Below are 12,695 nucleotides of genomic sequence, written 5' to 3' on the forward strand. Positions count from 1 at the left end.
GCCAGACCCCGCTCCAGCGCCCGGGTCGAGGCGCGCCATCCGGCCCGCGCGCGGCCCTCCAGGCTGCGGGCGCCGGGGGCGCGGGCGGCCTGCTCGAACGCGTCGGCCGCTGCCTGGACGCGGTCGCGGACCAGGGCCGGGGAGTGAGCGGTGGCCACGGCCAGGAGATCGCCGAGGGCCGCGACATCCCCGGCGCCTTCGTCCTGCCCGGCGCGGCCCAGGAGCGTCGATGCCTCCCGGATCCGGTGCTCGGCCAGCGCCCAGTCGGCCGGGGTCACGGTGGGGTCGAAGCGCTCGCGGACCCGGGGCAGGGACAGGTCGTAGGCGAGCGTCGATCCGGCCAACCAGACCGGGCGGGTGCCGCCGTCCGCGCGGTCCCCAGGCAACGCCACCGAGTACCCGACCAGCGCGCCGTCATCGTCGCGGCGATCGCGCACACGCAGCCCGGCGTCGCGGAGCCGGTCGAGGAAATCCGTGTCGCCGTGGGCGAGGGCGGCGGCCTGGCAGACGGTGCGCTGCAGGGACTCCCGGGCGGTCTCCGCGAGGCCGCGGCGGGCGGCCTTCTCCGCCTCGCCGGTGACCGGGCGGCGGCGCGCGGTCCGGTCGAGCGGCGACATCGGGGTCAGGCCCCAGCGGGCTTCGAAGACGCGGGCGGCGGTGTGCATCGCGCGGATGTCGCCGCGCACGCGGGGGTGCCGACCGTCCTGGCGGGCGAGAGTCGCGACCAGGTGGATGTGGTCGTCCGCGTGCCGTACGGCGATCCACCGGCAGGCCTGTTCGTCGCCGTGCTCGGCGATGCCCGCGGCGTGCACCATGGCGGCGGCGACCTCACTCCATTCCGCGTCCGACAGCATCCGGTCGCCGGGCGCGTTGCGGACCGAGACGTGCCACACGTGCTCTTCCGGCTTCGGGCCGCGCAGCGCTTCCACGGGGGCGTCCAGGAGGAGCGCCAGATCGGCGAGCGACATGCGTGCGGGGTCGCGGGCCGGGCACGGCAGATCCGGGTCCCAACCGGCGACGAGGTGGGGGTCGACGTGCTCGTCGCGCTCGCCCGGACCGAAGAGGTAGGCGAGGAGATCGGCGGTCGTCGAGCCGCTCTCCGCCTTCTTCGGCTTCACGACCGTGGGCGCCTCTCCCGCATCACCTGGACCGTCGCCTCATCCACCCGGGCCACCGCCGCCAACGCCTCCGCCACGACCGTGGCGGCCGTCTCCGGAAGGCCCGCCCCGACCGGGCCGGTGGCGGTCAAGGCGCGGAGCGCGGCGACGGTCTCCCGCAGGTGCACCCGGGCCTGGACCAACTCCCGCAGCACATCCCGGCGTCCCGGGAGACCGGCACCGAGGTGTGCTGCGCGACCGCCATCACCTGCCGCCCCGCCCACGCCGCCGACGCCATCCCCTCCCGCCCCGCAGCGGTGCGCACCACCGCCAGTTCGGTGTCGCTGAACGACACGTAGAACCGCTTCTTCCGTGGCTCACCGGCCTGTCGTTCACGACGCCGCCCACTCGAATTCCCGTCCGCGCCGACCGTCACCCAAGGCCCCTCATAATCCGTGCCAGCCGCTACCGGCTTTCCGGCGTCCCGGGGGCTTACTGTCCCCATTACGTACTAGACGAGTCATTCCGAATGATCAGTGGTCGTAGGCGATCAGTGATCGTGTGACCGGCTGGCGGGTCTTGTGGTTGTGCCAGATCGCGGCGGCCATCGCGAGGACGCGCTGGGCGACGCGGACGGCGACACCCTCGAAGGTCCGGCCTCCGTGCTGTTCCAGGTCGAGCTGGCCTTTGAGGGTGTCGTTGACCGACTCGATCAGCTGCCGTACCGACTTCAGGAGGCTCTCGCCCTTGCGCTCCTTCTCGCGCTTGAACGACGGACGCAGCAACTCGGCACCCCGCAAGGCCAGGTCGGCCTCGAACTCTTTCGAGGCGAAGCCCTTGTCCGAGATCACGAGCAGGCCCGGCCGGTCCGTGACCGTCTTCGGTTCGCGGTCGAGCATCGCGGTCAGTACCTCCCGCTCGTCGATCTTCGGGCTCGCCAGGGCCCACAGGATCGGCATCCCGGCCGGGGTGCAGACCAGGAAGAGGCGAAGGCCCCAGAAGAACCGGCTGTGGCTGGCGCAGTACCCGTATCCGGCCCAGCCGGCCATGTCCGACCGCTTCACGGTCGGACGCGAACGACCGCATTCCAGGAGTCGACGATCCAGTGCGGGTCGAACCAGAAGTCCGTATCGACGGCCAGCAGCCGTATCACCTTCTTGACCAGCGGCAACGCGGCTCGCAGCCGCTTGTTCCAGCCCGGCTGCTTGGGGACGTACGGGAACATCGAGCTCAGGCGGGAGTCCACGAACCGTAGCCACCGCGACTCCGACGTGAAGCCCAGCATTGCCCGCGCGACAGCAAGGGTGACCAGCTCGGAATCCGTCAACCTCGGCGGTCGGCCCAGCCACCGGGTGTCTCCGATCTCGTCATCGATCTTCACGTAGAGTGCGGTCAGCAGGGCGTCTAGGTTGTTCGTCACACAACGATCTTGGACGCCCTGTCTGCGTTCCCGAACACATCGTCAGCATTCGGAATGACTCGTCTAGTACTCCTGTGTGACTTCGCGATCTACGCGCTGGAGGGGGCGGAGAGCCGCTGCCGGTAATGGCTGCGACGTGCCGAAGCTTGGTGGCTTCTGCGCCAGTTCGACCAGTGCAGGAGTGCGTTCAGGGCTGTGATCGGCGGGCTGAACAGTGCGCCGATCAGGCGGCGGATCTCCGGGACGGTCAGGTCGACCGGATCTCCGCTTCGGGCCGGGCGGTTCGGATCCGTACGTCTGGTCGGCCGCGTCGTCGACTGCCGCGGCAAGGAACGCGTCGCGTCGGTGCGGCGTTGCTCCGTTGGCTGTTATGCGTGGCGCCTATGTCACACCAGTGCCGCGCCGCCGTCTATCGCGAGCGTGGTGCCGGTGACGTAGGCGTTGGACAAGACGAAGAGATAGGCCGCCGCGGCTTCCTCGGCAGTGCCGACACGCCGCGTGAGCAGCTCGGACCCGGCGCCCTGGAGGAAAGCCTCGGGGTCCGGGACACTGCCGTCCCACAGCTCGGTGCGGATCACACCGGGCTGGATCACGTTGACGCGCAGAGGGGCGAGTTCGACGGCGAGTGCCCGGGACAGGGCCTCGATGCCGCCGGTGATACCTGCCGTGAGCGCGGTTCCGGACAGGGGGCGGATCGCGAGGACGCCGGAGCTGAAAGTGATCGATCCGCCGTCGCGCAGTCGCGGTGCAGCGTACTTGGCGGAGAGGAACGCGCCCCAAAACCGGCGCTCGAAGACGGCCCTGGCCTCCTGCGGGGTGGTGTCGACCAACGGCTTGATCAGCAGAGATTCGCCCGCGGTGTAGACGAGGTGGTCGAACTCCCCGACCTGCTCGAAGAACGCGGCGATGGCGTTGCCGTCGGCGACGTCCAGGCGGCGGCCTTCGGCCGGCTCGCCCAACCTCTTCGTCGCAGCGTCCACGCGGTCCTGATTGCTGGAGGCGACCACGACGTCCACGCCAGCCGCCGCGGCCTGTTGGGCTACCGCGAAGCCGATGCCGGAGGTTCCACCGATAATCACGATCTTCTTGCCAGCCAGAGACATGGGATCCATTCCTTCGTCGATGCAGTGCCGGGGGTTCGGCAACCGCCATGGCAAGAACGTACGCCTCCACATCGAGACGGTGAATGACTTGAGATCTCGATTCCCTGTCATATCGTCTCGCCATGCAGGCACTAGAGTGGCGCTATGGACATCCTGAGCGACACCCTCGAAGTCCTGCGCACGGGACGCCCGATGGTGACTCGCACCGACGCGCATGCCCCGTGGGCCCTGAAGTTCCAACCCATCTCAGGAGCCGGATTCCACGTGGTCGTGGAAGGACACTGCCACCTGCTGCCACCGCACGGCCAACCGCTCGCGCTCGGCCCCGGCGACATCGTGTTCCTGCAGCGCGGCAGCGGACACACCCTGTGCGATGTGCCGGGCCGCGATCCGGTGGACTTCGTACCGGAGCGCGTGGACCGTTCCTCGCCGATCGGCCAGGTCACCGTGGACGGACCGGGGCCGCACACGGTGCTGGTGTGCGGCGCGTACGCGATCGACGTTGATCGCCCGCACCCGCTGTTCAGCGATCTACCGGAGGTCATCCACCTCCCCGCGGTTCCGGGCCGCCACCCGGTGCTGCGCTCGGCGGTCGATCAGCTGTGCGCCGAGTTCCACGCGCCGCAGCCGGGCTCGGACGCGGTCGTCACGGCGCTCATCGATCTGCTGCTGCTGTACATCCTCCGGTCGTGGTACGCCGAACTGCCGAAGGAGCGGACCCGGGGTTGGACGGCCGCGCTGACCGACCCGGCAGTCGCCCCGGCCCTGAAAGCGATCCACGACGATCCCGGCCATCCCTGGACCGTGGAGTCGCTGGGCACCCGCGCCGGGCTGTCCCGCGCGGCGTTCGCCCGCCGCTTCGCCTCGGTGGTTGGCGAGCCGCCGTTGACCTACCTGACCAACTGGCGGATGGCCACCGCGGCGCGATTGCTGCACCAATCGCCGGCCCCGCTGAGCACAATCGCGCAGCACACGGGGTACACGTCGGAGTTCGCCTTCGCCAAAGCTTTCAAACGACACTTCGGATCGCCGCCGGGGGCCTACCGCAAGCAGGTCAAGGCGGCAGACGACGAACCACGCGGGTGGAAACGTCCGGCCGGGGCTATGAGCACGTCGACGGCGGCAACCGCAACTGGTACCTGGCCATCGGCAGCGCCATGACGAATACCACCGGCGTGGTGACGGCGGTGCCCGGCCCGGACGGAAAGCCGCAGGTCAGCTACGACTACCAGGTCAACGTATGGGACCGGTACAACTGGGATCCGGGCAAGGAGACACCCATCGGCCCGACCTCGGTGACCGACGCCGACATGGCCCGCTTCCACACCACGGGGCAGGCCGGGGAGTTCGACATGAGGGGAAGCAGCTCCGTGCAGCAGCACGACCTGAACTCGCGCACCACCTGGCCCGATCCCAAGGAGCCCGGGCGCGACGGTACACGCACGGACATCGGCCGCAACGAGGCCGCCCGATGAGTACCCGACGACCGACCCGGCCGATCCTGCTGTGCGCCGCCCTCATGGTGCTCGCCGGACTCACCGCCGGATGCTCAGCTGCGACAGACCCCGTCGAAGGCGGCAGCCGCACGCCCGGCCGGCAGCTGCCGTACTGGACCGAGGAAACCACCGTGGACGGGGTAGTGCAGCAGCTGCGCCTCCAGCTCCCGGCAAACGCAACCGACGCCAAAGCCGCGCAGCAGAGAGGCTTCCAGGGCGACGGGCTGCTCCTCGCCTTCGTCCTGCCCACCAGCGAGGTGGATGCCTTCCTCACCCAGCTGAAACCCGAGGAGCCGGTCCAGCCCAGGAGAATACCGTTCGCCGGAGAATCCGTACCCGTCGCACCGTTCGCCCACCTCGGCCTCCCCGAGCCGGACTCACTGCCCAACACCCGCAAAGCCCAGGTGTGCGCACCCTGCAAGGACAACATCGACCAACTCCACGCCGCCGTGACACCCATCAACGACCAGAACAGCCGCGTCTACCTCAAGGGCATCGACTAGAGCCTGTCCCGCGCCGGGCCGCCGTCGCGCGGTCTCCACCCCACGCCGCCGCTACGGACCCTGCGCATACGTCGGCCCGTGATCGGCAGCGGTCAGCCTCGCCGCAGCCAACGGCCACCGTCCTGGGGCGGCCGAGTGAAACTGAGGACACATCCCGCACCCAGGAGAGCGACACTGGCGACGAGCGCCGGCAGGGAATTTGCGCGGTGCAGAATGAGTGCCCATGGTTCTGCTCCACCGCCTGCGCGCCATCCCGCGGCCGCGCAGATCAAGGGAAAGACTGCGGTGAGTGGTGCTGCTACGCGCTGGCCGACGACCGGGTTGAGGATGAGGGCGAGTCCGAGGTAGGCAACTGTGTTGCGCCCGACCGCCACGGCGATGTCGGAGATGCCCAGGAGATGCGCGGCGCTGGTTACGGCGAGGGCGACTGTGGCGAGTCCGGCGGCCAGCGTGGTGTCCCAGCGGTGTACGGGCCGTACGGCGGTGGCTTCGGTGGGTGTGGCGGCACGCCCCGTGCCGTTCAGCCACATGACGGCAGGCAGGACCGTGATGAGGTCCGCCAGGAGGAACGTGCCGGCCTGGCCCGCAAGGACGGGTATCGGGAGTTCGACCTTGCCGATGACCAGGCTGGCGAGGGCTGTCAGCAGTGTGCTGGCGGCCAGGACCGATATGGCACGTGAGCGGAGCCACCAGATCACTGTGCGGCTCCGGCCGGATCGAGGCGCGGCGGCTGGTCGCAGGTGGTCAGGGCCTGGCGGTTCGTTTCGTACCAGGCGAGCTGTGTCTCGCGGGATTGCTGAAGCGCCTTCTGGGCGAGGGCCGCTTCCTCCGGGCTGAATCGGCCTGGCTTGGGCGGGGACTGGCTGGCGATGGCCATGAGCCAGGCCATCAGGGGTGCGCGGGCGGGGTAGGCGGCGAACTTGCCCGTGGCGCGGGCGCAGGCGGGCAGTGGGGGAAGGACAGCGTTCGCCAGGTTGGCTGCGAGGTCTTCGGGGCGGGGGCTCTCGTTGATGCCGAAGGTGGTTTCGCCTGGCTTGGGGCTGCGGTTCTGCGTGAGGCTAGGGGGGATGGCCAGGCCTGCCTCCTTCATTCGGGCCGCGTAAGTGCGCGTCTGCCTGATGACCGTTGTGTCGTCGGCGTTCTCCGGCCAGAGGCAGATCCGTGGTTCGCCTTGCGCGCTGCAGACCAGCTCGGAGGTGTCGCGTGCGATGACGGGGTCGTAGCCCAGAGGCTTGGCAAGAGGGATGGCAACGGCAGCGGAGCCGACGATCAGCACGAGCGCGAGCACGGTGGTGGTCAGGGACGTGCGGTGGATGACGGCCAGGGCCGCAGCACATAGTGCCGCAGCGAAGATGACGGCGACCCAGACGGCCTTCGGGCTGATGACGTTTCCGACGGAGCAGCAGCTCCCGAAGCCTCCAGCGACGAGCTGGCGCGGCCATGAACTTTCCCAGGAGGCGGGGAACGCCATCAGGAAGAAGCCCGCGACAAGGCCGAGAGGGGCGGCGGCCAGGGCCGGCAGGACGGAGCCGAGAAGGTACCCGCCCAGAACGTTTGCCGCCAGCAGCAACCCGTGCGCGGCGAGCATCCCCAGATGTGAGAGAGGAGGCACCGCACCAACAGCGGTGGAAGAGATCACCAGAGCCACGCCCATACCGGTGACGCCCATCAGCCAGACAGGCAGGAGGACGGGCAGGGCAATGCCCAGCCGCCCTCGTACGGGGGCCTGGTAGAAGACCCGGCCCCGCTTGAGACGGGCCGCTTCCCACGCGGCGCTGCCCGCGCATGCCGCTGCGGCGAACGGCAGTGCCATGGAGGCTTTTCCGAGGGCAGAGGGGCCGTAGCCGTGGGTCACGAAGCTGGTAAGTGTGTCGTTGAGCAGGAAGGCAATGAATCCAGTGAGCAGGAAGAACATGATCGTCGCGGAGGAGGATCGTATGATCGTGCGTGTCAGCATGATCAGGCCTCCTGCCCGACGAGTCGCGCGTAGGCGGCTTCCGCTCGTTCGCGGCTTCCCCCGGCCATTGGGGCGAGGGCGTGGAAGTCCGCGGGACTTCCCTGAAAGCGGACAGCACCCTGGTCCAGGACGATCACTTGGCTGTACAGGTCGGCGAGGTCCTCGGTCTGGTGGGTCGAGACCACAACCCGCACCGCCGAGGACAGCGTCTCCACCAGCTGACGGAACACTTGGCGCTGCTGCGGGTCAAGTCCCGCGGTGGGCTCGTCCATGAGGATCAGCTCGCTGCGGTGGGTCAGGGCGCCGGCGATGCCGACACGCCGCAGTTGGCCTCCGCTGACCTGGTGGCTCTTGCGGTCTGTGAGCTTGCCCAGCCCCACCCGATCGATCGCGGTGCCGGAGGCCTCCCAGGCCGCACCTCGGCTCATGCCCTTGAGCCAGCCCGCGTAGGCGACCTGCTCACGCACGGTGAGGCCGGGGATCGGTGTGATGTGCTGGGGTATCCACGCCACGCTCTTGCGGTAGGCCGCCCGCGTGCGTCGATCAGGGCGCAGCTTGTTGAAGCTCACAGTCCCCGCCGTTGGTGTGAGCTGGGAAGCGGCGAGGGCTATCAGGGTGGACTTGCCCGCCCCGTTCGGGCCCAGTAGCACCGTTGCGGGGGCATCGACCGTGAGCGTGAAACCGGTGAACACCGGCGACTGCCTCCCGTACCGGAAGGCGATGTCATCGAATACCAAAGCCATGTCTGCAGCGCGCAATCCGCCGCCCCACCAAACAGCGGCGGCATGTCGTGGGACTATGGAGAGCTCGGGTGTCCCGGCGCTGAGACCGCCGGGACACCCGCGCTCACAGGAGTGTTGTGTTACCAGCCGATTTTCACGTAGTCCACCCACAGGTAGCCACCGTGAATCAGGCTGTCCAGCCGGAAGTAGTAACTACCGGCGTCGTTAGGGTCGTTCCAGTCGACCCAGCCGCAGTAGTTGACGCGGTATCCCTTGTTGATGTCCAGGCGGTAGTCCTGGTGTTTCCAAAGCTGCAGGCCGGCTCGGTTGAAGCCCTGGCTCGAATCGACGCTGCAGCCCTGGAAGTAGACGCCCGTCCAGGCGCCGTCGTTGTTGTAGTCCGTCCAGCGGCTGGACTCTTTGCCGGGCGCCCACTGGGTGATCCAAGTCTCACGTGAACCTTCAGCCTGTGCGGGGGTTGCCCCGACCAGGCCGACCAGCGCCACTCCTGCCATCAGGCCGGCGATCCTCTGGCGATTGATCTCCATGCTTGTCCCTTCGATTGGGCACTCCGCATCGGAGTGCTGAAGGGCCCTAACCCCGGATTTTGCACACCGGAGACACTCGGATCTTGATGGTCCAGGAGAACGGAGTCCCCGTGGGGATGAAGCACTACCCAGCCGAGTTCAAGGCGGACGCGGTCGCGTTGTACCGGTCGAGGCCGGGAGCGACGATCAGGTCGGTCGCCGCTGATCTCGGGGTGAACACCGAGACGCTGCGGAACTGGATCCGGGCCGCAGACGGGCGCCGCCCCGGCGCCCGCTCCGCGCCGCCGCCGCTGCTCAGGCGGGCGGTGACGACGTTCAGGCGGAGCTGGCCGCGGCACGGAAGAGGATCCGCGAGCTGGAGGAAGAACGCGACATCCTGCGCAAGGCGGCCCGGTATTTCGCGGGAGAGACGCGCTGGTGACCCGCTGCCAGTTCGTTGAGGACTACCAGCGCCGTCACGGCGTGAAGCGGCTCTGCGACATTCTCGGGGTCTCCCGCTCGAGCTTCTACTACTGGCGCCGCACCGCGGCCGCACCCCCGGCAGGACGTCGAAGCCGGGCTCGCTGCCCGGATACGCAAGGTCCACCAGGACTCCGACGGCACCTACGGCGCCCCCAGGATCACCGCCGAGCTCCGCGACGAGGGCGAACGGATCAACCACAAACGCGTCGCCAGGATCATGCGGAGCATCGGACTCGAGGGAGTCCGTCCGCGCCGCCGGCACCGGACCACCGTCGCGGACCAGGCGGCGCCGAAGGCGCCGGATCTGATCGGACGTGACTTCACCGCGGCCGCGGTGAACACGAAGTACGCTGGCGACATCACATACCTGCCGGTCAGCGGCGCGAAGCCGCTCTACCTCGCGACCGTCATCGACCTCGCCTCACGCCGGCTGGCCGGGTGGGCCATCGCCGACCACATGCGAACAGAGCTCGTCATCGACGCCCTCAGGGCCGCCGAACGGACCCGCGGAAGCCTGACCGGAGCGGTGATCCACACCGATCACGGCTCGCAATATACGAGTCGGGCCTTCGCTGAAATCTGCAGGTCAGCACGGATCCGGCAGAGCATGGGCGCGATCGGGTCCAGCGCGGACAACGCCGCCGCGGAAAGCTTCAACGCCGCCTTCAAGAGAGAGACACTCAAAGGGCCGCAAAGCCTGGTCGAGCGAGCGTGAGGCCAGGCTCGACGCCTTCCGCTGGCTGACCCGATACAACACCCGGCGCCGGCACTCCCGCCTCGGTCAGCGATCTCCGATCGCCTACGAGAACGACTTCCAACCAGCAACAACCACCCTGACCCGAGCCGCATAGACGTGTTCAATATCCGGGGTCAAGGCCCCTCACCGGTCCCTGACCGGCCGGGGCTCCCGTCGCGGGCCATCGAAGTGCGCGCGAAGCGCGGAGACTACTCCTGCTTCGGCAGCCGGATCGCAACCGCCCGGTCGATCTGCTGGAGTGTCGTGCCGATGGCTACGATGAGCGGAGCAGCGACGTCAGGCTGGGCTTCGATCGCGCGGCGGGCGACGGCCTTGTTCACCCTCTTCGCTGCTTCCTGGAGGGACGCGAGTGCGGCCTCCAGGCGCTCGATGTCCTTCGCGGCGAGAGGGTCGGCCTTGCTATTGCCGGCCTTCGGGCTCGACTCCCCATTTGGGGAGTCGAGCCCGAGAGAGCTGATGTCGGGAACATCCCTGCCCTTGCCGGAATCGTCGGCCGGCTTCTCCGAGGCGGCCAGGAGCTCACGGACTCGGCGGCCGACATCGGCGGCGTTCACGTCCTTCGGCAGGAAGCCGAGCTTGCCCACCACCTTCTCGACGATCTCGCCCGTGACGCGGGGCACGCACCGGGCGATGGTGTCGTAGACCGTGATGGCGATCTTGTCGCTGGTCTGGCGGCGCACTTCGAGCAGCATGCGGACCTGCGACTCCAGAGGCTTGTGCCCGAGGTTGGCGAGCGCCTCACCCACGCGCCATTCGTCCATGAGCCGGTACAGCTGGGACTCGGATACCTCCCAGTTGTTCCAGACCCACTCGGCGAAGTTCGGGTTCTCCTCACGGTGCAGCTTCGCCGTGCTCATGGTCTCGAACGACTTCCCGGCGATCCAGAACGCGTTGCGAAGGTTATCCACCCCGGCCTTGCAGGCTTCGAGGTCCTGCTTCTCCTGGTCGGAGAGTTCGTCCTCGCTGTGGGGCTGGTACGGCGCCGGAATCTGCGCCAGCGCAGTGCCGGGCAGCGGCTTGACCACGACGCTCGCCGCGCTGGCTGCTGCGACCAGACCTCCGCCGAAGAGACCTCCCCCGCCCTGGGCTTGCTGGTCTGCTTCGTCGACGTCGAACAGGCCCATCAGGCCGCCCTCCTGGTGTGGTCGAAGATCTCCTGGCTCAGTTCCCGCATCTCCTTGGCCAGCGGAAGGATCGTGTCCGGCACCACGTCAGCTGAGGTGGCGCGGCCGGCCTTTACGTCGTAGGTGGTCGCACTCGTCGGGAGCAGCTCGGCGTACTCGCCGAACAGCAGCCCCTTCTTCCGAGCATTGCGAGCAGGTACTTCGCGGTAGCCCACGATCGTGTCCAGGATCGGAGTGCCTTCGCCCAGCGCCGTGCGGATGTCCTCGTAGACAGCGGCGTGCATCAACGTGGCCGCACGGTTCGAGCCGTAGAGGAATGCACCGGCGAATTGCAGGTGTCGGTTCACCTGGCTCTTCACGAGCTTGAAGTTCTTGCTGATGCGCTCCATGCCGCGGACCGAGGAGTCGTCGGAGCGGGTCGGCACGATGAGGTACTGGGCAGCGGCGAGCACGAGCTGCTCCAGCGAGTCCTTCTCTGGGGCACTGTCAAAGATGACGCGGTCGTAGGCGGGGGCGATCGGGGCTAGCGCCTGGGCCAGGGACATGACGACGCCGGCGCCTTCCTGAAGCGTGCGCAGCATCAGGAGGCCGTCTATCTCGCCGACCTTGGGGCCGCCAGGCATCACGTCCAGGTTCGGACGTACTTCACGGATCGGCCGGAGGGGCGTGCGGTCGTGGAGGGCGGTGTAGAGACCCTCACCGTCTATGACGGAAGGGCCATCGGGGTGGATGCCTCTGTTGAACCGCTTGATGCCGAGGTCATCGTCGTCCTGACCCGTCACACAGATGAGAAGAGTCCGGTGCCCGGATGCAGCGGATTCACCGGCGAGGTGCGCGGCCACGGTGCTCTTGCCGACGCCGCCCTTCCCCGTACCGACGACGATGCTGCCCACAGGAGGCTCGATCGGCTGCGCTGGACTTTGGTTCAGCACGGGTGTGCCCTTCTTCGTAACTCATGTGTGGGCCGCACCCTGCGCGGCAAGGGCATCTTGGCATACCCGGAAGCCTTGGCAGGACTGGCATGTAGCCATCACTCCCCAATTGGGGAGTCGTTCCTCCGACGCCTTGATCGATCGGGTGAGAGGCGGTGCGGAGTTGACGCACCCGGGCCTGAAAGAGAGAAAGTCCCTGTCCCCGGCGTGTGCCGGGAACAGGGCTTCGGTGGTGAAGAGTTGAGGGTGAGGGCGTCCAGGGCGCGGGCATCGCCCCGTCGTCGGTCACCCGCACGCCCCGACGAGGGCGGCGGCCAGGAGCACTGCGGCGTCGGCCCGGTACGGGTCGCTGTAGTTCTCGCGGTCGCCGAAGTCGAACGGCGCTCTCTTCGCAGTGACCGTGAACCCGGGGACGACGGTGGCCGCCTGGCCCTCCAGCTCGGTGGTGAGGCGGTCGGCGTCGCGGGAGGCGAGCCAGGTCTGGGTGTACGGGCCGAGGCGGAGCAGGGTGAAGCCGTATCCGTCGGGCTGGCGTGCTTCGACGTGGACGCCGGAGTGGGCCGGGGCCATGCCG

General features: G+C 68.5%; 11 protein-coding genes and 4 pseudogenes. 5 read left to right on the forward strand and 10 right to left on the reverse strand.

Going from position 1 to position 12,695, the window contains the following annotated elements; translation table 11 throughout:
- Window positions 1–1,118 (reverse strand): annotated as a pseudogene (locus tag ACWDYJ_RS34190) (mobilization protein); the annotation flags it as partial.
- Between the two features lie 161 nt (window positions 1,119–1,279).
- Between ACWDYJ_RS34190 and ACWDYJ_RS34195 the strand changes: the two are divergent.
- Window positions 1,280–1,456: a hypothetical protein gene (locus tag ACWDYJ_RS34195; RefSeq protein WP_451569505.1), complete on the forward strand. Its 177-nt coding sequence runs from the start codon at window positions 1,280–1,282 to the stop codon at window positions 1,454–1,456.
- Window positions 1,457–1,630: 174 nt separating this feature from the next.
- Here the strand turns inward: ACWDYJ_RS34195 and ACWDYJ_RS34200 are convergent.
- Both ACWDYJ_RS34200 and ACWDYJ_RS34205 read right to left on the reverse strand, forming a co-directional pair.
- Window positions 1,631–2,517, reverse strand: a pseudogene (locus ACWDYJ_RS34200) (IS982 family transposase).
- Between the two features lie 386 nt (window positions 2,518–2,903).
- Entirely contained in the window at window positions 2,904–3,620 is a 717-nt protein-coding gene (locus tag ACWDYJ_RS34205) for an SDR family oxidoreductase (protein ID WP_451569506.1), read from the reverse strand.
- A gap of 144 nt (window positions 3,621–3,764) precedes the next feature.
- Here ACWDYJ_RS34205 and ACWDYJ_RS34210 point away from each other — a divergent pair, with 144 nt between their 5' ends.
- From ACWDYJ_RS34210 to ACWDYJ_RS34220, 3 genes are read left to right on the forward strand one after another with little or no spacing between them, the layout of a single operon-like run.
- Window positions 3,765–4,781, forward strand: coding sequence for an AraC family transcriptional regulator (locus ACWDYJ_RS34210; RefSeq protein WP_451569507.1), 1,017 nt, complete (start codon window positions 3,765–3,767; stop codon window positions 4,779–4,781).
- Window positions 4,778–5,095, forward strand: coding sequence for a hypothetical protein (locus ACWDYJ_RS34215; RefSeq protein WP_451569508.1), 318 nt, complete (start codon window positions 4,778–4,780; stop codon window positions 5,093–5,095). The genes ACWDYJ_RS34210 and ACWDYJ_RS34215 overlap by 4 nt, the downstream gene beginning before the upstream one ends.
- The gene (locus tag ACWDYJ_RS34220; protein ID WP_451569509.1) at window positions 5,092–5,619 is read left to right on the forward strand and encodes a hypothetical protein; all 528 of its coding nucleotides are present in this window, start codon (window positions 5,092–5,094) and stop codon (window positions 5,617–5,619) included. Before ACWDYJ_RS34215 ends, ACWDYJ_RS34220 begins: the two co-directional genes overlap by 4 nt.
- Window positions 5,620–5,711: 92 nt before the next feature.
- On the opposite strand, the gene ACWDYJ_RS34225 is transcribed toward ACWDYJ_RS34220, so the two are convergent.
- The 4 genes from ACWDYJ_RS34225 to ACWDYJ_RS34240 form a co-directional block, all read right to left on the reverse strand.
- Window positions 5,712–6,317, reverse strand: a complete 606-nt coding sequence (locus tag ACWDYJ_RS34225; RefSeq protein ID WP_451569510.1) for a hypothetical protein — start codon at window positions 6,315–6,317, stop codon at window positions 5,712–5,714.
- The gene (locus tag ACWDYJ_RS34230; protein WP_451569511.1) at window positions 6,314–7,576 is read right to left on the reverse strand and encodes a DUF7224 domain-containing protein; all 1,263 of its coding nucleotides are present in this window, start codon (window positions 7,574–7,576) and stop codon (window positions 6,314–6,316) included. Before ACWDYJ_RS34230 ends, ACWDYJ_RS34225 begins: the two co-directional genes overlap by 4 nt.
- Before the next feature lie 2 nt (window positions 7,577–7,578).
- Window positions 7,579–8,319: an ATP-binding cassette domain-containing protein gene (locus ACWDYJ_RS34235; RefSeq protein WP_451569512.1), complete on the reverse strand. Its 741-nt coding sequence runs from the start codon at window positions 8,317–8,319 to the stop codon at window positions 7,579–7,581.
- A gap of 119 nt (window positions 8,320–8,438) precedes the next feature.
- Window positions 8,439–8,846 carry a hypothetical protein gene (locus ACWDYJ_RS34240; protein WP_451569513.1) on the reverse strand — a complete coding sequence of 136 codons (408 nt, stop codon included), beginning with the start codon at window positions 8,844–8,846 and terminating at the stop codon, window positions 8,439–8,441.
- A gap of 110 nt (window positions 8,847–8,956) precedes the next feature.
- On the opposite strand from ACWDYJ_RS34240, the pseudogene ACWDYJ_RS34245 reads away from it, so the two are divergent.
- Window positions 8,957–10,159 (forward strand): annotated as a pseudogene (locus tag ACWDYJ_RS34245) (IS3 family transposase).
- A gap of 94 nt (window positions 10,160–10,253) precedes the next feature.
- On the opposite strand, the gene ACWDYJ_RS34250 reads toward ACWDYJ_RS34245, so the two are convergent.
- From ACWDYJ_RS34250 to ACWDYJ_RS34260, 3 genes and pseudogenes are all read right to left on the reverse strand, one after another.
- On the reverse strand, window positions 10,254–11,189 hold the full coding sequence (locus ACWDYJ_RS34250; RefSeq protein ID WP_451569514.1) for a hypothetical protein: 936 nt from the start codon (window positions 11,187–11,189) through the stop codon (window positions 10,254–10,256).
- Window positions 11,189–12,082, reverse strand: a complete 894-nt coding sequence (locus ACWDYJ_RS34255) for a ParA family protein (RefSeq protein ID WP_451569515.1) — start codon at window positions 12,080–12,082, stop codon at window positions 11,189–11,191. The genes ACWDYJ_RS34250 and ACWDYJ_RS34255 overlap by 1 nt, the downstream gene beginning before the upstream one ends.
- A 324-nt stretch (window positions 12,083–12,406) precedes the next feature.
- Window positions 12,407–12,695 (reverse strand): annotated as a pseudogene (locus ACWDYJ_RS34260) (hypothetical protein); the annotation flags it as partial.

Source organism: Streptomyces sp. NPDC003042 (genome assembly GCF_053591315.1).

Coding starts and splice junctions, on each gene's coding strand:
- ACWDYJ_RS34205 (WP_451569506.1), bottom strand. CDS start 3,620: ATGTCTCTGGCTGGCAAGAAGATCGTGATTATCGGTGGAACCTCCGGC.
- ACWDYJ_RS34215 (WP_451569508.1), top strand. CDS start 4,778: ATGACGAATACCACCGGCGTGGTGACGGCGGTGCCCGGCCCGGACGGA.
- ACWDYJ_RS34250 (WP_451569514.1), bottom strand. CDS start 11,189: ATGGGCCTGTTCGACGTCGACGAAGCAGACCAGCAAGCCCAGGGCGGG.
- ACWDYJ_RS34240 (WP_451569513.1), bottom strand. CDS start 8,846: ATGGAGATCAATCGCCAGAGGATCGCCGGCCTGATGGCAGGAGTGGCG.
- ACWDYJ_RS34235 (WP_451569512.1), bottom strand. CDS start 8,319: ATGGCTTTGGTATTCGATGACATCGCCTTCCGGTACGGGAGGCAGTCG.
- ACWDYJ_RS34210 (WP_451569507.1), top strand. CDS start 3,765: ATGGACATCCTGAGCGACACCCTCGAAGTCCTGCGCACGGGACGCCCG.
- ACWDYJ_RS34220 (WP_451569509.1), top strand. CDS start 5,092: ATGAGTACCCGACGACCGACCCGGCCGATCCTGCTGTGCGCCGCCCTC.
- ACWDYJ_RS34230 (WP_451569511.1), bottom strand. CDS start 7,576: ATGCTGACACGCACGATCATACGATCCTCCTCCGCGACGATCATGTTC.